The organism is Nioella ostreopsis (genome assembly GCF_004000255.1).
Taxonomy (GTDB): Bacteria; Pseudomonadota; Alphaproteobacteria; order Rhodobacterales; family Rhodobacteraceae; genus Nioella; species Nioella ostreopsis.
In genome coordinates, this window is record NZ_RCIQ01000012.1 from 124,343 (window position 1) to 143,555 (window position 19,213).

Below are 19,213 nucleotides of genomic sequence, written 5' to 3' on the forward strand. Positions count from 1 at the left end.
AGTCTTTCACCCGATTGGTGCAGGGTAGGTGTTCGGAACGCCATGTGCATCCTACTAAGCAGTTGATGTTCCGGGTGGAGGGGCAATCGAGCCGCGCGACAAGTAGCGCGGTCGCAACTTCAGGTTCCGCGCTCTGCCCTTGGCCCCCTTGATCCGTGCAATCAGCAGGGCCGTCGCCGCTTTGCCAAGACGCCTGCGCGGTTGGGCGATTGCATCGATACCGCTACCCACGAAGGCCATCCAGTCCAGATCGTCAAAGCAGACAAGTGATAGATCATCCGGTACGCTCAATCCGCACGCCACGATAGCCGCCATGGCCCCAGATGACATCAGCCCATCTGCGCAGAACAGCGCGGTTGGCCGGTCGGGGGTCTCAAGAAGCGCGCGCACCGATTGCTGCGCTGCCGATGCGGAATGCTCACCAACATGGACAATCAGCGCCGGGTCGATCTCAAGCTGCGCGTCACGATGCGCCGCAAGATAGCCTCCAAGACGCTGCCAGCTTGTCGAGACTGCGTTCAGATTGGTTCTGCCCCCCTGCCCTGCCGAGGCAAGGAATTTGGGCAGATCTTGAGAAGCAGTGCGGCCCAATTCCGCCACGACACCTATGCGGCGATGACCTGCCCACAAAAGCCGGGCTACGCCATCGCGGGAGCTTTCGATATTCTCGACTGAGACACTGTCGATCTGAAGACCCGTCACCTTGCGGTCGATTAGCACCATCGGTATTCCGGCTGCAGCCGCCTCTTTGAGGTGAGGGGAGTCCATAACATCGCAGGGAGAGACGATGAGCCCGTCAACCTGATTCTCTCGCAGCAGTTTCGTGGCGGCAATCTCACGCGCAACCGTTTCATCACTGTTTGTGATCAACATGCTCATGCCGCGCGCTTCCACCCCATCCGATATGCCTCGCAATACGGCAGCATAGAATGGGCTCGAGATATCGCCGGCAATTACCCCGATGGTGCGGGTCTGACCGGTGATCAGACCGCGCGCCAGTTTGTTGGGCCGATAGCCTAGCTCGGAGGCAACAGCCTCAACCCGCTCTTTGGTTTTTGCACCTGCATAGCCGTAATTCCCGAGAACTCGGCTCGCTGTGGCGACGCTGACCCCGGCCTTGGCCGCAACCTCGACGATCGTTACTTTCGCTGCCTTCATGCGGTCCGATCCGTTTTGCTGCGCAGGCGTGGTAAACTACTCAGGCTCGCGCTCGCATCCCGCAACCCGTGCCGCCTATGGAAGACGTTCAGACAAGGCCACGGCGGCAAAAAGGTCAAGATGGCCGCCGCCGACATTCTTGAACACCGTGATTTCCGAGTCCGACTGACGGCCTGGATGCGCGCCCCGGCAGAGTTGATAGAGGTCTGCGCCGACGTCATCCCAGTTGATAACCCCGGCGGCCACGGGGCGGGCCAATTCGCCAGAGCCTTTCATCCCGTCCCGGCAATCGACAAAGATCTGCCCGCGCGCCATTGCTTCGTCATCGGCCTCGCGCATGTCCGGCAAATAGGCACCGACCAAGTCGAGATGCGCCCCGGGTCTCAGAAGCGCCCCCCTGATCAGCGGCTCGCGGGCCATCGTGACACAAGAGATGATATCGGCGTCGGCCACGGCTGCATCCAGGTCGCGCGTTGCCGCGATATCGACGCCTTGCGTATCGGCCCCCGCCATTAGCGAAGTGGCAAGCGTCTCGGCGCGCTCGGGCGTGCGGTTCCAGATCAGGATGCGGTTCAGAGACGGGCGCGCGGCGCGATGGGCAGCGATGACATGCGGCGCAAGACCCCCTGCCCCGACAACCAGCAGCGTCTCGCAATCAGGCCGCGCAAGCAGCCGCGTGCCTAGCCCTGAATCCGCCGCAGTCTTGCGGAAGGTCATCGCCTCGCCATCGGCGGCAAGCATCGGTGCCCCGGTGGCAGGGTTAAAGAGCGCGACCAACCCCTGCACCGAGGCTTGCGGCGGATCGAACGCCAGATTGCCGGGAAAGACCCCGACCATTTTGACCGCGATGCCCTTGCCACCCTGCCAGCCCACAAGGGTCACGAATTGATTGTCGCCGCCCTCCGGCTCGGTGCTGACAATATGATCGGCGGCTGGATGCACTCCCTGATGGGCCTGGTACAACGCCTCGATCAGATAGGGGTAGTCCAGCAATCGGTGGACGGTTTCGGCATCTGCCAGTCTCATCGCAGACTCCTCAGTAGTCGTCGAGTTTCTTCATGTAGCGCCGTGCCGTCATCATCTCGTGTTGGCGCAAGTCCGCCAGGCGATAGGCGAAGGTCCACAGCGTATCGAAGAACACCAGTGGCGCAAGCGCGCCGCGAAACTCGGGGACGACTCCGGTGAAATCGAGCTCGGCAGCATCAACCACCAGGATATTCTCTGGACGACCAAAGCGCAGCAGGAAGTTTTCGGCGCGCTCTTCCAGCGGGCGCGTATCGTCCAGCCCTTTCATCAGGATGTAGCAGCGGTTGTCATCCAGAACCTCGAACGCACCGTGGAAAAACTCGTTGGCGTGGATCGGGTGGCTGTTGATCCACTGCATCTCCATCAACACGCAGATCGCATAGGAATAGGCGGCGCCGTAGCTGGCCCCGCTGGCCGTTGTATAGATCACATCTTGTTTCGCAAAATGTGGGGCGTATTGGTCGAAACGCGGCGCGAAAACACCCTGCGCCCGGTCGATGACCGATTGCAGCGCATCAAGACTGTCCATCAACGCGACCATATTTCCGCCGCCATCATAGCGGGCAGCAAGCCCCTGCACGATCTGGTAGATCCGGGCGTAATTGCTGTTCTTGGCATCGATCGGAATGCCGGTCGTGTAGGGTGCCTCGAACGCCACCACATGATCGCTGGCTTTCGCCAGCGGGCTCTCGGGGTCCACAGTTAGTGAGATTGTCATCGCCCCGGCCTCCCGCGCGAACTTCGCTGCCGCGACGGTTTCGTGCGTTGTGCCGGTCATCGAGCACAGGATGACCAGCGATTGCGCGGTCAGCCGCCTGGGCGCGCGATGAGTGAATTCGGCCGCGTTGTAGAGATCCGATGGCAGTTTGGCCGAAACCTGATCCAGCATGAATTTAGCCGGATACATGATCGAGAGAGACCCGCCACAGGCCACGAAGAACACGTGCTCCGTGTCGCGTCCGTCAAGCGCCTGGAGCGCACGCACAACATCGGGATGAGGGGATTGAGGTTCAGACATCTTGTGGGGCTCCGCATTATTGACAACAGGAATTCGCGGGTCGCTTGACAGCCGCATGTGATTTGTGTGAACGTTCTCACATGATGTCTAGAAACGCAACCTCTCCGCAAATTGTTACCTTCGGGGACAACGATGTGGATTGCTACGAGGCGCACGGGGCGATGTATCCGGGCGGCAATGCGCTGAATGTGGCGGTTTTTGCCCGACGCGCCGGCGCGGATGCGGCCTTTATCGGCGCCATGGCAGATGACCCCGCTGGCCGCCACATGAGCGTTGCCTTGGAAAGGGAAGGCGTCAATATCACACGCCTGCGCCGCGTTGCGGGGCGCACCGCATTCTGCGTCATTGGCAATACCGCCAGTGGTGAGCGAGAGTTCCTGCGCGCCGATCTGGGCGTCTCCATCATCGCGCCCAATGCCGGTGATTTAGAAATGATCGCAAGGGCCGATGCCGTCCACACCGGTCGCTCTGCCCATGTCGAGGCGCATTTGTCAGCATTCTCCAACCGCGCGCGATTGTCTTTCGATTTCGCGGACCAGACCGGGGTCGATTATGTAGATGCCATCGCGCCGATGTGTTTTCTGGCGAGCTTTTCGGGCGGTAGTATGACCGACGCAGAAGTCGCCACGTTGCAAGCGCAGGTGCGCAAGGCAGGAGCGAACTGGTGCCTTGTCACACGCGGCCAGAACGGCGCCTACCTGACCGGACCTGATACGGATGTAGGTGTTCCCCCCGCGCCCGCCGAGATCGTCGATACGCTCGGTGCCGGGGACAGCTTCATCGCGCGGGTTCTCACCGGGCTTTTGCGTGGCGAAGACCCGCGCGCCTTGATGCAGGCCGCCGCCATCATGGCTGGCGAAACCTGCGGCCAGCGCGGTGGCTTCGGTCACCCCGCACCCATCGACATTGACCAAAGCCACGCCATGCCGATCGGCTTGATCCATGCGCATGCCGCCGAACTGGCGGACCGGGCCAGAAAGCGCAGCGCCGAAACCGGCGTCCCGGCCAAGTAACGCAACACGGAGGACGAGACATGACCACCCCATTCAATGCCCTGACCCGACGCCACGCCCTTGCCATGCTGGCCAGCACACCGCTCGCCCTTTCGGCAAGAACTGCCTTCGCTCAGGATGCGGCAAATTTCAGAATCGCTTCGGTCAACGCGCCAACCGCGCTGTCCAACACGCTCGCCGAAGAGGTCGGCAACCGGATCATGGAGCGCACCGAAGGGCGCGTCACGTTCCAGATGTTCCCGAGTGCCCAATTGGGCACGACGACTGACACCATCGAACAGGCAAGCCAGGGTCAGCCGACCATCGCCTATACCTCGGCCAGCAACCTGTCGCAGTTCGGTGTGCCCGAGCTTGCCGCGGTCGAGGGGCCGTTCATCGTCGGCAATGCCGCGGAAGCCGAGCGCCTCGCCAATTCGGACCTGATGCAGGGCTATTATGATCAGCTTGCCGAAACCGCCGGTCTGCGCGTGCTGGCGTTGAACTGGTTCGACGGGGCGCGCCACATGATCGGCACCGAGCCCTATCCGCACCCCTCCGACCTGGAGGGCGTCCTGATGCGCGTGCCGCCGCTTGAAACTTGGCTCAACACCTTCGAGCCAATGGGCGTGGTCGCCACCACGGTGGAAGCCGCGGAGGCCTATTCTGCCTTGGCCCAGGGCGTCGTGACCGCAGGGGAATCCCCGTTGACAGGCCTGCGTGCGAACCGGTGGTATGAAGTCGTCAAGGAAATCACCCTAACCGGACATTTCAACCTGTTCCTTGGCTGGGTCACGTCAGAGGCGGCCTTCCAGGCCTTGTCGGAGGGCGACCGCGCCATCATGCTGGAGGAGTTCCGCGGTGGTGGGCAGGAGCTGACAGCGCAATCCATCGCGTTGGAAGAGGAAATCCGCGCCGAGTTTGAAGCGGCGGGAGTTACGTTCCACGAGGCGGACCTCAACGCCTATCGTGAAGCCACTTCCAGCTTCTTCGATGATCTGCCGGAAGGTCTGTTCGACAGCATTCGTTCCGCCGCGACACAGGGCTGACCAATGGGTGCCGACACGATCTGTGTCGGCATCTTCGAGCTGTTGGGAGGTATCCGGGATCGAACGTGTTTTTTTGCGACCTTTGCTGCGCCTGATCGGCGAATTGATCCCGACACTCCTTCTCGGGATAGTGCTTGTGGCGGTCGGTGCAAACGTCATTTCGCGAACAGTGCTTCGCGAAGGGTTCCAAGTCGCCAATGAACTGGCCGTGGTCTGTTTTGCGGGCGTGGTGTTCTTTGGGATCATCGGCGCCGCGTTGGACAAGCAGATGTTCGGGGTTGATTTCTTCGTATCCAGATTGCCCCGGCGGCTTCAAGCCTGGGTGACTGCGCTGACCCATCTTCTTGTCATTGCCATCGCACTGCAGGTTCTGAACGCAGCCATTGCACAGGTGTCGACCGCGCGGTTCACCACGTTTCTAGCACTGGGCTGGCCAAAATGGATCGTGTCGGCCGGTCTGGGTGTGGCAATGTCAGCCATCATCTTGGTCCAACTGCTCCATCTTGCCGAACTTTGGCGGGAGCGCCACACATGATTGCGTCAGGCATTGCCTTCCTTGCGCTGCTGGTGCTGCGTGTTCCCATCGCCTTCGTGATCCTGGGGGCCTCGGTGATCTATTTCGCCCTCAACCCGATGATGGCAAGCACCGTGGCGCAACGCATGGCTTCGTCACTGGAGAGCTTCCCGCTGCTCGCGGTGCCGTTTTTTATCGTTGCAGGCGCCGCTATGGCCCGTGGCGGCATCGCCCAACGTCTCTACGATTTCGCCGATGGGCTTGTCGGACACTGGCATGGCGGGCTGGCGCAGGTGGCAGTGATGAACTCGCTTTTCCTGGGGGCGATGTCGGGTTCATCCAACGCGGACGCCGCCATTGACGCGCGCACCATCGCGCCGATCATGCGTCAGCGCGGCTATTCCAACGGTTTCGCCTCGGTGGTCAGCGCCGCCTCGGGGGCCATCGCGCCGATTATGCCGCCCTCGATCGGGCTGATCGTCTATGGGTTGCTGACCGACACCTCCATTGGACGCCTGTTTATCGGCGGCATTATCCCGGCATTCATCATCACCTGCGCGTTACTGCTGACGGTGCGCATCATGGCGAAACGGCGCGGTTACAAACCCGAGCGTGCGCAGAGATTGCCCGCGCGCCAGATCGCGGCGCGCGGGCAATCTGCCCTTTGGGCGCTGGCGATGCCGGTGCTGCTGATCGTCGGGCTACGCGGTGGCTGGTTCACACCGACCGAGTTGGGGGCAATGGCCGCTCTCTATGCTTTCGTTATCGGCATCTTCGTCTATCGCGGCTTTCGACTGTCCGAAACTTATGACCTGCTGCGCGAATCCGCGCTGACAACCGCGAATGTCCTGTTCATCGTGGCCTCAGCGGCCGTCTTCTCACTGGTTCTGGCGCTGGAGCAGGTGCCGCAATCTCTGTTGACCAGCCTGCTGTCTTTGTCCGACAACAAATATGTCATCCTGATGATCCTGACCGTGATGCTGCTGGTGCTTGGCACCATGCTTGAAGGCCTTGCGTTGATGGTGATCCTGGTCCCGATCCTCAATGAGGTGACGCGCACCCTCGGCATAGACCCGGTCCATTTCGGCATCGTCCTGGTATTCAACACAACCATCGGCTCGATCACGCCACCCGTTGGCACGGTCCTTTATACCGTCTGCTCGATCACCAAATGCTCGATTGAGGAGTTCAGTCGCGAATCCCTGCCCTTCCTGGCCAGCCTGATCGGCGTACTACTTCTCTTGACCTATGTGCCAGCGCTGGTGACGTTCCTGCCGAACCTGTTGTTCCGCTGATCCTGGAAGCGATAAGTGCCCATGAGAGTGGTTTTTCAATGGCGGCGCGTGCTATATTGACCGTGCGGCCACAAATCCACTCGTCATTCTCGGCGTCCGCGACCGGTCGGCGGAACCGTTCGCCTTTGCAGCTTTCGGCACGGGCACGCAAATGGGTCGATTATTCCATGCAAATGGTGCAATCCAACACCGGAGTTGAGACCTACCATCTGCACCTGCCTTCACCGCTTCCCCAAGCTGGCACTGAACCGAAGAAATTGGTAGCCACAGTATAGGATTGGCAACGGTGAGCCGCCTCAGATACTGCATGAATGCTCACCCACCTGGTCTTGACTTCACGAAGTCATCGCCCCGACCAATAATCCAACGCGGTGAGACGAGGGGCGATCTTGAGTTGAACCTATTATGTTAAAGGAGTTCAGTAACTCATTGAAGATAGAAGTAAACTCGTCCAACCCATCACGGGGCCAACCGTTTCGCCCTCTCCGCTATCCGCACCACTTGCGCGCTCGCGGTCGCCGCAGCGCTCCGCACAACCACAGGCGCCTGCACCGCACCTCGTCCGATCGCTTCGCCTGTCGTGAGTGCACCGATCCTCGCCCGGCCCTTGACGCCGTCCGTATTGAAGACTCCCCGCATGATCCCGAATGATCCAGCGACCACAGCGGGTGCCGCAGCCACCATCAGATTCCCCGAGATCCCACGTACGATCAGCGGCGTCGCCGCAACGAAACCCTTGGCCAGGAACACCATCACGAAGAACGGCACCAGCGAGCCGATGTTGGTGGCCGAGTTCGGGTCACCGAGCTGGGCCAGAAGCGAGTTCGCCATGCCGACGACGGTCGAGAACATGGCGGCGATGACGATGGGGTAGAAGGCGTAGCTGATCGTCGTCGAGACCCATCTGTGGAAGAAATCCTTGGTCGCATCGAAGAGCGACAAAGCGATCATGATCGGAGCAAGGCCGAGCATCAGCGTCAGCATCATCTTGGCGAAGATGAGGACGATGCCGGTCATGAAGCCAAGAAGGCTCAGGAGCACCAGACCGATGCCGCCGAGGATCGCGCCAGTCATCCAGTTCAGGTTGTTACCGATCGCGTTCAGGTACTGGCTGAACTCCGTGATGAGATCATCGAACTCAGCGGCAAAGTACGTTGCCCCTGCCCCGCCGCCACCGACCGAGGAGATCAGAGCCCCGGCGATGTAGTCGAGCCCGCCGATCACGGCATTGGCCACAGCGTTGAAGTTGGCCCAGTTGAAGGCAAAGAGCCCTATCAACATCAGCTTTATCAGGTACCAGAAGAAGCTGGCCCCATCCATGCTTCGGAACTGGAAGGCCATGTTGATACAAACGCCGATCAGCGAAAGCGTGACCATCAGCAGGACGATCGTGCCGGTATTGCTCGCCACAGCCCCGAACTGGGACTCGGCGGCATCGGCAAGGAAGCCGTCGGCGGTTCCAACCATCCAGCTGACGATGCTCATTACCAGTTGCCTTGCGCTTCGCAGATATCCTGGACGTCGCGGGCGATCTGGTTCTGCTCGTTGCGAATGGCCAGCCGCGCTTGAGTATGCTCGGCCTGCGTGCTTGTTGCGAACCGTTCCTCGTACTCGGCGGAGGCTGCATCCCATGACGGGAAGCGGACATCACAGCCGCAGTCGCCAGTTTCCTGGATCGCCTCCCATGACCGCAGCTCGTAGAGCCGCATCAACGTCAGCGCCTTGTAGGCCTCACGCGGGTGAGCCTCGTCCATCCAGGTCGGGCGAGCGGGCCGGTCGTTGCAGATCCGGTATTGCTGGGGCGACATGGTCACGGTGAGATCGTTCGTCACCTGAGGCGCGGTCTGGGCCGCGAGGGGCGCGGCCAGCAGGGTGACAGCGGCGGTGAGGGTGATCTTGCGCATGGGGATTTCCTTTCGGTTCATTCGGCCGCGACCGTGGGGCGCTCGGCACCCCCGGCTGGACCCGTGTTCTGGTCTGGATGTCTCGCCTGCCCCGGCAGGAAGAACTCGGTGATGCCGCGGGCGCCATTATGACGGCCGGCCTGAATGATCACGTCGATGGAGCCCTCGATGTAGTCCACCATATCGGCATAGGTCATCGGCACATCGGTCTTGAGCGCGGCAATGGCGAGGCGACGGACGGCGAGTTGCGGTGTTTCGGCATGCAGCGTGGTGAGCGAGCCGCCATGGCCGGTGTTGATCGCCTCAAGGAAGGTCATGGCCTCGCGACCACGGACCTCGCCCAGCACGATCCGATCAGGCCGCATCCGCAGGGTCGAGGCCAGAAGCACATCCGCGCTGCGGGCGTCGGTATCCCGGTCGGCGATCAGCGTTACGGCATTCGGCTGTTCGGGGCGCAGTTCGGCTGCCTCCTCAATGGTGATGATCCGCTCCTCGGGTGGGATCAGCGAGAGGATCTTGCGCGCCGCGACCGTCTTGCCGGTCGAGGTGCCCCCCGAGACGATCATGTTGAGCTTGTTCTCGACGCAGAACCGCAGGGATGCACCGATGTCGCCGGAAGCCACCACATCGCGCAGGGCGGCATTCCGTTCGCGGCGCAGGCCTTCGAGGCTGCGCTCCTTGCCATAGAGAAACCCGAGCTTGATCACCTCCAGCGGCAGGGAGGAGAAGAACCGTAGCGAGATGGAAAACCCACCTTCAACGGCGGGAGGCTGGATCACCTGCGCCCGGATCGGACGATCCCGATAGAGGATCGAGACCGAGACGATGGGCTTCTTGGTGCTGAGCATGGTTGAGGCGGCCGAGGCGATCTGGTTGCCGAGGTCCTTGATCTCGGTCTGGCTGAGCGGGGTGCCGAGACCTCGCATGAAATGATCGCCCTGGAACTCGCCCCAGACCTGTCCGTCGGGGTTGATGCAGATCTCGATCGTGTCGTCCCATTGCACGGGGGCACCAAGCCGGTCGAGCGAAGCTTCGAGATAGCTCGCTGCCATGTCAGAAGATCTCCAGGTCGCGGTCGACCATGACGGTGATCCGGGTGCCCTGATCGACATGGATCACGGGCCGGATCGCGAGATAGTCCTGCATCACGCTTTGGGTGCTGTCGCGCAGGTCCGTGCCCACGTCACTTGCGATATCGGCCGCAGCCTCATCCTCAATCTGACCTGCAGCTGCGGCAGGAAGAGCCCCGATCAGCGAGATCAGCGCGGCCGAGCCGAAACGCTGTGCGAAGCGGGTATCGACGAAGCCGGTGGTGCCGGTGCGACCGAGCTCGTCTCCGCCAAAGGCGCTGATCTCCACGGTCTGGTTGTCGGGCAGGATGATGCGATCCCAGGCCACCATGACCCGCGATTGCGCGAGCGCCACATCGGAGCGGTAGCGCCCCACGAGACGCGCGCCGCGCGGGATGAGGACCCGCGTGCCGTCGAATGAATGAACGTCCTCGGAGACGATCGCGCGGATCGCGCCGGGCAGCGTGCTGTCGAGCGCTGTTTCCGTCACGGCCTGGATCATCGTGCCTTGCACGACGGTGTTGCCGGGGTTCACGATCACTTCGGCCCGCGTCACCGGGGCGGGTCTTGCGCCAGCGCGCACGAAGGCTTCGTCTTCATTCAGGCGCGCGGCCTCGAGGCTGTTCTCTCGGTCGGTCCCTGCCGCCATCCCGGAAAACGCGATCATGGGCGAGGCGATGCGTTCGGCCCGCGCCTCGGCCTCCGCGATGCGGCGGCGCTCGAGTTCGGCAAGCCGTAACTCCTCCTCGTTCGGCCCGAGGTCCGTGGGCGCAGGCGGGGTCAGCCGTGCAACTTCAAGGTCCATGCGCAGCTGGTCGAGTTCCCGGTCGCGTTCGGTCAATTGCCGCTCGAGTGCGCGCTGCGCCTCAGACGAGGCTTCCTGCAGCGCCGCGATCTGCGCCGTGAGATCGGCGATGGCCTGCTCCGCGCCGCTGTCCGAGGCCTCGACGGGCCGTGCGCGCAGGTCTTCGAGTTCCGCGCGCAGCGTTGCGAGGCTCTCCATCAGCGCCAGTTCCGACGCGGAGGGGCCGGTCTCGGCCGGTGGCGGCGGTGCAGGCTCGACCACGGGCATGGGTGCGAGGTCGCCGAAGCCCGATCCGGCGGTCTGGAACTCTTCCGGGGCTGCGGTCGGCAGTGGGGCTTCCGGCGATGGCTGTAGGGCGGCCCAGGCCAGCCCGCCCACGGCCACGATCCCGGCCACACCGAGGATGGCGGCCAGCGGGGAGGGCCGTGCGGCACCGCGCTTCTTGTCGCCCGTCGATTCAAGCGCCGCGAGACGCGCGGCGAGGTCTTCGGTGTCCTGGCTCATGACGTCGGTCCGCCCATATCCTGAACACAGACCTCGTCTTCCCCGAGGCGCAGGACCCATTGCCGGTTCACACCCGAGACCCGGATCACACCGTCCTCGAGTGCCGTGCTGTTCACCGCCCGCTCGCCGCCATTGGCATAGCGAAAGATCGCCGGGACCGGCGCGTTCCGCGCAAAGCGGAAATACGTGAAGGTGCCGTCATCCCAGATAGCCGTCGGCGTGAACTCCTCGCTTGCGCTGACGGCGTAGTTGGCATTCGGCGCATCAGCCGCGACGGCCCGAGCCGGTTGAACGCGACTCTCGGGATAGCGGAACTGCACGACGTAATGCGGAGTCTCGCGCGCCTCGACCACGTGGAAATAGTAGGAGCGGCGGTTCGTGTAGACCGTGATGTTGGTGGCCACCCCCGAGGCGGCGGGTTTGATGGCGAAGGCACGCCCGCCCGGCACGCCGTCGAACTGGAAGCCGACCGTGTCACCCGCGATGATCGAGCGGATGGTCTCGCCCTCGCCGAACTCGACGGTGGTGACGCGGGTCAGAGTGGTGACGACGCGGTAGACCTGCCCCTCGGTCCAGGTGGCGATCCGGACGCGGTTGTCATGGGGACCGGGGCGCGGCGTGGTCTCGGCCAGAGCTGCGGGCGCCATGAGCGCCAACGCACCGGCGACGAGAAGGGCGTGAACGGATGTGAGAACGGGAACAGAGGTCATTCGGAACGGTCCGATCGGATGGCATATTGGGTGACGGTGAAGCCGAAGGGGTTCTGCCAGACATCGTCGATCGAGCGGGTCCGTTCGGGCTGAAAAGCGAACATCAGCGTCGCGGTGAAGGATCCGTCCTGAGCCCCTTGCGGGCTGGTCAGGCGCTTTCTGAGACGCACCTGCGCGCGGTTCTCGCCGATCAGCGTGATCGAGGCGATCTCGACCGCCATCTCAGCTGCGGGGCCGTAGCGGGTCGGCGGATAGCTCTCCTGCCCCGAGGTCCACATGGCGCGCATGCTGGCCTCGGCCGCCCCGGTGGATTGCGCCAGCACCCGGCGCACGCGCAAATCATTGTCGAGCTGGTTGTAGGCCTCGCGGTCGAGGATGTAGCGGTAGATCTGCGCCTCGATGATGGCGGGCCGCTCGGCAAGCCGCACCGTTTCGACCGTGGCATTGGGCAGCGCGAGACCCGTCGCGGGGTCATAGGGCACGACAACAGGCGGGGGCGTCTCGACCATCATGGCGACGGCCGCGGCCGCAAGGCAGCCCAAGACGCCGAAACCCGCCCCGCCAAGGCCGATCATCCGCCAGAGGTGTTCCCGGCGCAGCGCGCCATGGATCAGTTCCTCTTCCACGAGTTCGCGCGCACTCACCCTCAATGCCCCGCTCATGGTTGAAGCTCCGGCAAAGTGAAGTCCATGTAGCGCTGTTCTTCAGCTATGGTTGCGGCATCGACGAGACCGGTATTGCCCCGGCCAAGAGTCTGGATGGCTTCAAGCTCCCACATGCGCGTGAGGGCGATGGCAAGCTCCGCCGTCACGCGGGTGTTGTGGTCCATGGACGCCTTCAGATCTTCCATATCCGGGATCATTTCGACCAGACGTTCGACGCGCTCAAGAGATTGTTCCGCCTCTGCGTGGCTGTTCTGCGCCGCTGCCGACATCACGGCACCCGTGGTTGCCCGCGTGGCGACACCTTCCGCGCCCGGATTACCGCTGGTGGCGATTTCGCGTAGTGAATCTTCGTCAAACCCGGCACTTGCCAGAGCCTGTTCCATCTGCGAGCGCATCGGCCCGGCATTTGGCCCGATCAGAGCACTCCAATCGCCCGCCTGGATCCCTCGGATCAGGTCGGGAATGTCGGCCAGATCGGTTTCGAGCAGGTTGTCGAGATCACCGCCCATGGCGAGGCCGAGGATGCTACGCGGCCCGGTGAGGGAGGCATACATCTCGTTTAACTGCTGGAGCTGGCCTTGCAGCGTCTCAAGCTGCGCAAGCGCATTGTCCAGAAGGTCGGTCTGAATCCCGAAATCCTGCAGCATCTGCTGAAGCTGGCGAATTTCCTGGGCAATGTTCTGGGTGTCCACCGTGGGCACACCCTGTGCCGCGGCAGGTCCGGTGACATTGAGGGCAAGCGCGAGAGCGATGCTACCGGCGAAAAGGGAACGGGGCGGGCGCAGGTTCAACGCAAATCCTCCTGACTGAAATCCATGTATTGCCGCTCCGCGGCTTGAGCCGCGGCCAAGGCGATTTGCTCGGCGCTGAGTGGCTCGATTTGGGCGGCCCTGATCCGGGTCCGGATTGCGACCAGCCGGGCAAGCTCGGCCCGGGCATAGGTGTTGAGTGCGATGGCCTCGTGCAGGTCTTCGGTTTCGCCAATGCGGGTGATGATGTCCTGAACGCGCAAGGCTGCCGCACGTACCGAGACCAGCGAATAATCGCCATAGACGCCCGCGCCATGGGCCGAGAGGCTGAAGCTCGCGTTCGCCAAAAGGACAGGGTCGATGGTGCCGAGCGCATCGATGCCACCCACGGCGGCGAGATAGCTGTTGTATTGCTGCGGGATCACCACAACGTAATGCTGGGTTTCCGCGAAGGGCGGGACGCCGCCGTAGTTCTGAACGTTGCCCGGGCCTGCGTTGTAAGCGGCAAGCGCATGTATGATGTTGCCGTCGAACATGTTCAGCATCTGCGCGAGGTAGCGCGCGCCGCCAGTGACCTGCAGCCAGGGGTCGTCGTAATAAGCCGGGTAGATCCCGAGATCGCCCGCGATGCCGGGCATGATTTGCGTGAGGCCAAACGCCCCAACGGGGGAGCGCGCGCCGATCTGGAAGCGGCTTTCCTGCCAGATCAGCGCCTGCAGCAGGCAGCGCCATTGCACGAGAGAGAGCCCCGCGCGGCTTACGCCGGGCAGGCTATGGGTGTGACGCGCCGCGCGGATGATGAGTTCCTCGATCCCTTCTCGGGCATCGCCGAACATCCGGGCCGCGGCCGGGTTGTTATCCTCGGGCGCATAGAGGCTGGCCGCAGCACTCTCGACGTCACCAACAACCCCCTGCCCCGCCTCGAGCCCGGCCACGGTGCCTGCGACATCGCCGGAGCCGAGGGACATGGCATCCATCAGCCCTTCGAGGGAGGCGAGTTGCTGACGCTCGATCTCGGCCAGTTCCTCCACGCGGCTTAGCCGGTCCTGCTGCAGTGCCAGGTCCCGATCAGTCTGCTCAAGGATCGCCTGCCGCTCTGCGAAGAGGCGCAGATCGAAGGTTGGCACGCCTTGGGCGACCGCTGGCCCCGCCGTGGGACCTGCCAGTGCAAAGCCGATCATCGAGAGAGGAAGCCAGGTCCGCATGCGCTTAGCCACCCGCTCCCAGCATCACGAAATCGCAGACCGTGTCGCGGCGCGTAACCTCAGCCTCTATGGTTGAGATCGTCGTCGTGGCAGCAGCCGTCTGCGCGGGCGCATCGCGGAAGTTGAAACAGTTGGCCAGACGGGGCTCATGTTGCGCACAGGCCGTCAGGGTCAGGCCAAGGCCAAGCAGCACTGCGCTGCGGGTGATTGTACGGGTCATGTCACTCTCCAGAAATCTTGTCGTTCGCGGTAATCAGGGCCGACCAATGCCTCTCCCTTTTCCATGCCGCCGAGGATGGTCACTAGGGGGCCGAGGGCGCTGAGATCGGCATCGATCACCACAGCACCCCGGTCATCGCGCACGAGCGCCAGCCGCGAGGCCGACCCGACGCCCAGAAGCACGTCCAGCTCTTTCTCGCTGAGGCCGAGCATTGCGTAATCCGCAGCCGAGGCGCGGATGTTGGGCAGAAGCACCTGCGTCGGCACGGCTTCGACGATGGTCTTGCCGGTCCGGGTGCGTTCGAGCTGGCTGGCATACTGGGTCATCATCACGACGACCGCGTTCTGCTTGCGGGCAGTCACCAGCCAGTTCGAGAGCCGCTCCGCGAAATACGCGTTGTCGAGCGCCTTCCAGGCCTCGTCGATCACGATGATCGTGGGCTTGCGGTCCTCGATCACACGCTCGACGCGGCGGAAGAGATAGGAGAGGACTGCCATGCGTTCCCGCTCGCTCTCGGAATCGAGGATGCCGGTCAGGTCGAAACCTGCCACGTCGCCGTCGATACTGAATGTGTCGTCCGCGTTCGCACCGAAGATCCAGCCGTAGCGCCCTTCGGATGTCCATTCCTGCATGCGCTCAAAGAGGTCGCCCTCATCATCGGTCGAAACCAAAAGCGATGCGAAATCCGACCAGTTCCGCAGGGCCGCGTTCCCGGCACTCGCGTTCTGGCGCACGACCTCTTGCAGGCGGTTGGTCTGCACCGGGGTCAGAGGCCGGTCCCGGCGCTCGAGGAGGCTTGCGAGCCAGTCGGCAAGCCAGGCCTGACCGCGCGCATCGATCTCGGTCTGCAGCGGATTGAGGCCCGTGGGACGCCCTGCCCGCACCGTCGAATAACTGCCGCCAAGCGCGCGGACGGCCATCTCCATGCCAGCGCGATAATCGAAAACGAAAACCCGCGCACCTGCCCGCCGGGCCATGGTCATCAGGAAAGCCGCCAGCACGGATTTGCCCGAGCCGGGGCGGCCGAGGATCAGGGTGTGCCCTCCCGTGGGCTCGCGGTCCGGTGCGCCCTGTTCGTGGAAGTTGAAGCGAAAGCCGCTGCGCTCGGGTGTCGGAAAGAGCGTGATCGGCACGCCCCACGGCACTTCCCGGCCAGTCTTTCCGAGTGGGTTGCGGTGGAAGGTGGCGAGATCGGCGAAGTTGTGGTTCGTGATCGCTGCCTTGCGGCTGCGCGCCCCGGTATTCCCCGGATGCTGCGCCATAAAATGCGCCCGTGCTCCGAATGCTTCCGAGATCAGGTTGATGCCGGAGGTGGCGGAGATGTTGCGGATCTCGGCCGCGATGTCGTCGAGCGCCGCTTGGGTGCGCGCATAGACCGCCACCGTCATGTGGTGCTCGCCGAAGATCAGGCGTTTGGATTCCAGATCGTCCTGCGCGAGTTCCAGTTCCTGGGCGAGACTGACGGCCCCGTCATTGGCGGCTTGCATCAGGCGCAGCTGCCGCTTGATCCGGCCCGCCATGATGTTGGCGTTGATCGGTACGAACGAGTGGGTGACGACCATATCGACGGGCAGGTTCAGCTCGTCGAGCATCAGGCCGTCGGTCTTGGCCGGGTAATTCTTCACCGCGAAGATCGCGCCGAGCTTGTCGCCGACGGCACCGTCGGAGAGCGCGATGGTCGTGCCGCGGAATGTGACGCGGGTATTGGCCAGGTCCTCGGCGATCACGCCCAAGCGTGACCTCGGGAAGAGCGGATGCTCTTCGCCAGTGTTCAGTGACCCTAGGAAGCCCAGAAGCTCGCCGGTGCTGGCCGCAAGCAGCCGGGGTTTCAGCTCATCGAAAGACGACAGCAGAAATCCCACCACCTCGTCGAGTTTGCGCAAGCGCCGAGTGGTGTCGGCTGCATGCCGGGCGCGGGACGCGCCAAGACCGAACGGTAAGCGGCTGCCCGCCTCGGGACGTTTCAGCACCGTGAGGGTCAGCGATTTGTCGCGCAGACCCGAGCGTCCAAGATGGGTGCGCCAGCGCTGATCGACGGCGGCCGCGAACCCCTCGCCCGGGATGGGCGGCAGCGTCACATCGACTGCTTTCGACACCTTGTGCAGGTAGAAGGAGAACTCGGTCCCCACCTGCGCGACGATGCCTGCCAGGAGCCCGCCGATCCGGTCGAGATGCCCATCCTCGCTCGTGGTGCTGTTCACGCCCTCAAGCCGGATGCATTGCATCAGCTCGTTGCCGCGCGTTCGGATCGTCCGGTCGGTGGCAAGGCTGACATAGGGCAGCATCGACGAGAGCCGTTTCTCGCCCTTGACCCAAGCGGGCAGCGCCGTGAGCGGATCGAGCGCCTCCGCCACGTTATCGGCCAGTTCATCACGGGGCATAGCTGTCGCCTCCGTGGAGCTTGCGGTTCGTCGTGGGCGGGGTTTCCTGCAAGGTGATCACCAGGACATCGAGGAAGTTCGGATCCCAGTCCGCAGCCTTCCAGAGCGCCGGCCAGGCCAGCCCCGCGAAGACGGCCACCACCCAGCTCTGCACCCAGAGGAACAGAAGCGTCGAGCCGAAGAGCCAGACCATGGCATACATGATCGGCAAGCCCATCAGCTTGGGTGGCCTCAGAAGGCCGATGAACACGCGGGACTGGTCGGACATGGTTGCTTCTCAGGTCGTCCAGATGGCAGCAACGATCGTGGGTGCCGCGGCGATGCCCGCGATTGCAACCACCACCCAAAGCGCCTGGCGAAAGTCGAGGATGCCAAAGAGCCAGGACAGAAACACGCCGATCAGCGCAAGCGTGCCGATCACGATCCCCAAGGGGCCAGTGATCGCATCGACGATGCCCTGAAGCAGGGTCTGCACCGGCGAGAGGTCGATGCTCTGCGCGAGTGCTGGGCCCGCCAGCACGATAAGGGTCATCGCGCAGAACGCGGCGATCGCCCGCGTGCGGAGCACGATTTGACGTTTCCTCGATGTCATGAAAGATCTCCTCTGAGCCGCTCAAACACGGCGGTCACACGGGCCACATGCCCTTGGGTTTCGCGAAAAGGGGGGATGCCGCCGTGGCGTGTGACCGCCTCCGGACCAGCGTTGTAAGCCGCAAGGGCCAGGGAGCCGTCGCCGAACTGGTCGAGCATCATCAGCAGGTAGCGGGCTGATCCGTCGAGGTTCTGCGCGACGTCATGTGGGTCCACGCCGAGATCGCGGGCGGTATCCGGCATAAGCTGCCCAAGTCCTATGGCACCGACAGGGCTACGTGCAGCGGGATTGTACGCGCTCTCGACTTCGATGTTGGCCCGGTAGAGGAGCGCCCAATCCGTGACGGAAAGCCCCGCGCGACGCAGCGCACCATGCCCGGCATAACGCAGAGCCGTGGTCTCGATGGCATTCAGGATTTCTGGGGTGGCGCGGACGGCAGATGGGGCCGGGATCGCTGTCTCGATAGTGGCGTCGGGAACGCGGGGTTCTGCGAAGAGAAAAAGGCGCTCGTTTGCCTCTTGAGGAGAGGAAATCAATTGGCCGTCGGGGCCAACTGAGAAGATGAAACCGTCGGCCAGGGCCGGGGGCGCGGGACAAACGCCTGTACCCAAAGCAACGACGAGCGCAGTCGCGCGGTCAGCTGCCGTTGACCGGAGGCGCGGCGTGGCGCTCGCGGCCACCTTCTTCAAGTGGGATGCTAGCGGTCGTACAGCCCATGTCGGCCAAGAAGCTGACAAGACCAACGATGGTTTTGAAGTCGCGGAGCTTGAGGACGCTTCGGCTGGTGACGAGCATTTTATCGTCACGCCCATCAGTGGCGACGGCGCGGATGACCCACGAGCCGTACCAGCTGTTATGGCGCTTCTCCGCTCTCTCCTTGCAGACCACCTCAATGAGGTAGCCCTCAGAGAGCAAGCCGCGCAGTCCATCTTCGGTGACCACATTCGGTGCTTCTTCTATCATGACCTCCCCTGGGCCCTCCTCATCATGAGTATCGGCCCGCGGGGACATTTCCACACGGTCGATACAAGACAACATAATTGACTGCAAGACGATTTATTCGAGTTGACGAACCGTCTTTGGCTGCAATAGGTAGCTACCGCACGAAACCATAAATTTGAAGTGGCAAAGGAGTTTTGTCCTGCGCATGTTTTGTGCATTTCGATACGGTGTGCTTAGTCTTGTTGTGCCTCTCGCGTTGATTGGCCAAATCACAAACGCCTGCACCCCACCGGAACGGCCCTTCCTGCCTGAGCGGTCGCAAGACATTCGAGAATATGCCGATCTGCTCCGTTCTGATTTCGAGGGCTACATTGCCGAGGCCTTGTTGCACAAATCGGGGCCTGACCGCAGGTCCCC

The 19,213-nt window shown here is 62.9% G+C and carries 22 protein-coding genes; 4 read left to right on the forward strand and 18 right to left on the reverse strand.

Annotated elements, in window-relative coordinates; genetic code table 11:
• Positions 1 to 54: 54 nt before the first annotated feature.
• The 3 genes from EP237_RS13685 to EP237_RS13695 all read right to left on the reverse strand — a co-directional run bounded on the left by EP237_RS13685 (position 55) and on the right by EP237_RS13695 (position 3,202).
• Positions 55 to 1,158 carry a LacI family DNA-binding transcriptional regulator gene (locus EP237_RS13685; protein ID WP_127561456.1) on the reverse strand — a complete coding sequence of 368 codons (1,104 nt, stop codon included), beginning with the start codon at positions 1,156 to 1,158 and terminating at the stop codon, positions 55 to 57.
• A 75-nt stretch (positions 1,159 to 1,233) separates the two neighbouring features.
• The gene (locus EP237_RS13690) at positions 1,234 to 2,184 is read right to left on the reverse strand and encodes an ornithine cyclodeaminase (RefSeq protein ID WP_127561457.1); all 951 of its coding nucleotides are present in this window, start codon (positions 2,182 to 2,184) and stop codon (positions 1,234 to 1,236) included.
• Between the two features lie 10 nt (positions 2,185 to 2,194).
• A complete protein-coding gene (locus tag EP237_RS13695; protein ID WP_127561458.1) occupies positions 2,195 to 3,202 on the reverse strand; it encodes an SIS domain-containing protein in 1,008 nt (335 codons plus the stop codon).
• A gap of 80 nt (positions 3,203 to 3,282) precedes the next feature.
• On the opposite strand from EP237_RS13695, the gene EP237_RS13700 reads away from it, so the two are divergent.
• From EP237_RS13700 to EP237_RS13715, 4 genes are all read left to right on the forward strand, one after another.
• Positions 3,283 to 4,215, forward strand: coding sequence for a PfkB family carbohydrate kinase (locus tag EP237_RS13700; RefSeq protein WP_240661638.1), 933 nt, complete (start codon positions 3,283 to 3,285; stop codon positions 4,213 to 4,215).
• A gap of 20 nt (positions 4,216 to 4,235) precedes the next feature.
• Complete coding sequence (dctP, locus tag EP237_RS13705) at positions 4,236 to 5,240, forward strand: TRAP transporter substrate-binding protein DctP (RefSeq protein ID WP_127561459.1); 1,005 nt, start codon at positions 4,236 to 4,238, stop codon at positions 5,238 to 5,240.
• Between the two features lie 82 nt (positions 5,241 to 5,322).
• On the forward strand, positions 5,323 to 5,775 hold the full coding sequence (locus tag EP237_RS13710) for a TRAP transporter small permease (protein ID WP_240661639.1): 453 nt from the start codon (positions 5,323 to 5,325) through the stop codon (positions 5,773 to 5,775).
• A complete protein-coding gene (locus EP237_RS13715) occupies positions 5,772 to 7,049 on the forward strand; it encodes a TRAP transporter large permease (RefSeq protein WP_127561461.1) in 1,278 nt (425 codons plus the stop codon). The genes EP237_RS13710 and EP237_RS13715 overlap by 4 nt, the downstream gene beginning before the upstream one ends.
• A 459-nt stretch (positions 7,050 to 7,508) precedes the next feature.
• Here the strand turns inward: EP237_RS13715 and EP237_RS13720 are convergent, their stop codons facing one another.
• The 15 genes from EP237_RS13720 to EP237_RS23315 form a co-directional block, all read right to left on the reverse strand.
• Entirely contained in the window at positions 7,509 to 8,534 is a 1,026-nt protein-coding gene (locus EP237_RS13720) for a TrbL/VirB6 family protein (RefSeq protein WP_127561462.1), read from the reverse strand.
• Entirely contained in the window at positions 8,534 to 8,953 is a 420-nt protein-coding gene (locus EP237_RS13725) for a hypothetical protein (protein ID WP_127561463.1), read from the reverse strand. The genes EP237_RS13720 and EP237_RS13725 overlap by 1 nt, the downstream gene beginning before the upstream one ends.
• A 17-nt stretch (positions 8,954 to 8,970) precedes the next feature.
• Positions 8,971 to 10,005 (reverse strand): ATPase, T2SS/T4P/T4SS family, encoded by a 1,035-nt coding sequence (locus EP237_RS13730; protein ID WP_127561464.1) that lies wholly within the window; start codon positions 10,003 to 10,005, stop codon positions 8,971 to 8,973.
• Position 10,006: 1 nt separating this feature from the next.
• Positions 10,007 to 11,332, reverse strand: a complete 1,326-nt coding sequence (locus EP237_RS13735; RefSeq protein ID WP_127561465.1) for a TraB/TrbI/VirB10 family type IV secretion system protein — start codon at positions 11,330 to 11,332, stop codon at positions 10,007 to 10,009.
• Entirely contained in the window at positions 11,329 to 11,979 is a 651-nt protein-coding gene (locus EP237_RS13740) for a TrbG/VirB9 family P-type conjugative transfer protein (RefSeq protein ID WP_127561486.1), read from the reverse strand. Before EP237_RS13740 ends, EP237_RS13735 begins: the two co-directional genes overlap by 4 nt.
• 59 nt (positions 11,980 to 12,038) lie before the next feature.
• Entirely contained in the window at positions 12,039 to 12,704 is a 666-nt protein-coding gene (locus tag EP237_RS13745; protein ID WP_206052297.1) for a VirB8 family type IV secretion system protein, read from the reverse strand.
• Positions 12,701 to 13,498, reverse strand: coding sequence for a type IV secretion system protein (locus EP237_RS13750; RefSeq protein ID WP_127561466.1), 798 nt, complete (start codon positions 13,496 to 13,498; stop codon positions 12,701 to 12,703). The genes EP237_RS13745 and EP237_RS13750 overlap by 4 nt, the downstream gene beginning before the upstream one ends.
• Complete coding sequence (locus tag EP237_RS13755; RefSeq protein ID WP_127561467.1) at positions 13,495 to 14,661, reverse strand: lytic transglycosylase domain-containing protein; 1,167 nt, start codon at positions 14,659 to 14,661, stop codon at positions 13,495 to 13,497. The genes EP237_RS13750 and EP237_RS13755 overlap by 4 nt, the downstream gene beginning before the upstream one ends.
• Before the next feature lie 4 nt (positions 14,662 to 14,665).
• Positions 14,666 to 14,881, reverse strand: coding sequence for a hypothetical protein (locus tag EP237_RS13760; protein WP_127561468.1), 216 nt, complete (start codon positions 14,879 to 14,881; stop codon positions 14,666 to 14,668).
• Positions 14,878 to 17,262 (reverse strand): VirB4 family type IV secretion/conjugal transfer ATPase, encoded by a 2,385-nt coding sequence (locus EP237_RS13765; RefSeq protein WP_127561469.1) that lies wholly within the window; start codon positions 17,260 to 17,262, stop codon positions 14,878 to 14,880. The genes EP237_RS13760 and EP237_RS13765 overlap by 4 nt, the downstream gene beginning before the upstream one ends.
• Positions 17,252 to 17,530 (reverse strand): VirB3 family type IV secretion system protein, encoded by a 279-nt coding sequence (locus EP237_RS13770; RefSeq protein WP_018065947.1) that lies wholly within the window; start codon positions 17,528 to 17,530, stop codon positions 17,252 to 17,254. Before EP237_RS13770 ends, EP237_RS13765 begins: the two co-directional genes overlap by 11 nt.
• A gap of 9 nt (positions 17,531 to 17,539) precedes the next feature.
• Complete coding sequence (locus EP237_RS13775; RefSeq protein ID WP_127561470.1) at positions 17,540 to 17,854, reverse strand: TrbC/VirB2 family protein; 315 nt, start codon at positions 17,852 to 17,854, stop codon at positions 17,540 to 17,542.
• Positions 17,851 to 18,534: a lytic transglycosylase domain-containing protein gene (locus tag EP237_RS13780; protein WP_127561488.1), complete on the reverse strand. Its 684-nt coding sequence runs from the start codon at positions 18,532 to 18,534 to the stop codon at positions 17,851 to 17,853. Before EP237_RS13780 ends, EP237_RS13775 begins: the two co-directional genes overlap by 4 nt.
• Positions 18,491 to 18,817: a hypothetical protein gene (locus EP237_RS13785; protein WP_127561471.1), complete on the reverse strand. Its 327-nt coding sequence runs from the start codon at positions 18,815 to 18,817 to the stop codon at positions 18,491 to 18,493. The genes EP237_RS13780 and EP237_RS13785 overlap by 44 nt, the downstream gene beginning before the upstream one ends.
• Before the next feature lie 133 nt (positions 18,818 to 18,950).
• The coding region (locus tag EP237_RS23315) for a hypothetical protein (RefSeq protein WP_206052298.1) at positions 18,951 to 19,213 on the reverse strand (263 nt) is incomplete at its 5' end.

Excerpts from the sequence above, each read along its gene's own strand:
- EP237_RS13685 (WP_127561456.1), bottom strand. The coding sequence starts at position 1,158 with ATGAAGGCAGCGAAAGTAACGATCGTCGAGGTTGCGGCCAAGGCCGGG.
- EP237_RS13690 (WP_127561457.1), bottom strand. The coding sequence starts at position 2,184 with ATGAGACTGGCAGATGCCGAAACCGTCCACCGATTGCTGGACTACCCC.
- EP237_RS13695 (WP_127561458.1), bottom strand. The coding sequence starts at position 3,202 with ATGTCTGAACCTCAATCCCCTCATCCCGATGTTGTGCGTGCGCTCCAG.
- EP237_RS13700 (WP_240661638.1), top strand. The coding sequence starts at position 3,283 with ATGATGTCTAGAAACGCAACCTCTCCGCAAATTGTTACCTTCGGGGAC.
- dctP (WP_127561459.1), top strand. The coding sequence starts at position 4,236 with ATGACCACCCCATTCAATGCCCTGACCCGACGCCACGCCCTTGCCATG.
- EP237_RS13715 (WP_127561461.1), top strand. The coding sequence starts at position 5,772 with ATGATTGCGTCAGGCATTGCCTTCCTTGCGCTGCTGGTGCTGCGTGTT.
- EP237_RS13720 (WP_127561462.1), bottom strand. The coding sequence starts at position 8,534 with ATGAGCATCGTCAGCTGGATGGTTGGAACCGCCGACGGCTTCCTTGCC.
- EP237_RS13725 (WP_127561463.1), bottom strand. The coding sequence starts at position 8,953 with ATGCGCAAGATCACCCTCACCGCCGCTGTCACCCTGCTGGCCGCGCCC.
- EP237_RS13730 (WP_127561464.1), bottom strand. The coding sequence starts at position 10,005 with ATGGCAGCGAGCTATCTCGAAGCTTCGCTCGACCGGCTTGGTGCCCCC.
- EP237_RS13735 (WP_127561465.1), bottom strand. The coding sequence starts at position 11,332 with ATGAGCCAGGACACCGAAGACCTCGCCGCGCGTCTCGCGGCGCTTGAA.
- EP237_RS13740 (WP_127561486.1), bottom strand. The coding sequence starts at position 11,979 with ATGGCGCCCGCAGCTCTGGCCGAGACCACGCCGCGCCCCGGTCCCCAT.
- EP237_RS13745 (WP_206052297.1), bottom strand. The coding sequence starts at position 12,704 with ATGAGCGGGGCATTGAGGGTGAGTGCGCGCGAACTCGTGGAAGAGGAA.
- EP237_RS13755 (WP_127561467.1), bottom strand. The coding sequence starts at position 14,661 with ATGCGGACCTGGCTTCCTCTCTCGATGATCGGCTTTGCACTGGCAGGT.
- EP237_RS13760 (WP_127561468.1), bottom strand. The coding sequence starts at position 14,881 with ATGACCCGTACAATCACCCGCAGCGCAGTGCTGCTTGGCCTTGGCCTG.
- EP237_RS13765 (WP_127561469.1), bottom strand. The coding sequence starts at position 17,262 with ATGCCCCGTGATGAACTGGCCGATAACGTGGCGGAGGCGCTCGATCCG.
- EP237_RS13770 (WP_018065947.1), bottom strand. The coding sequence starts at position 17,530 with ATGTCCGACCAGTCCCGCGTGTTCATCGGCCTTCTGAGGCCACCCAAG.
- EP237_RS13775 (WP_127561470.1), bottom strand. The coding sequence starts at position 17,854 with ATGACATCGAGGAAACGTCAAATCGTGCTCCGCACGCGGGCGATCGCC.
- EP237_RS13785 (WP_127561471.1), bottom strand. The coding sequence starts at position 18,817 with ATGATAGAAGAAGCACCGAATGTGGTCACCGAAGATGGACTGCGCGGC.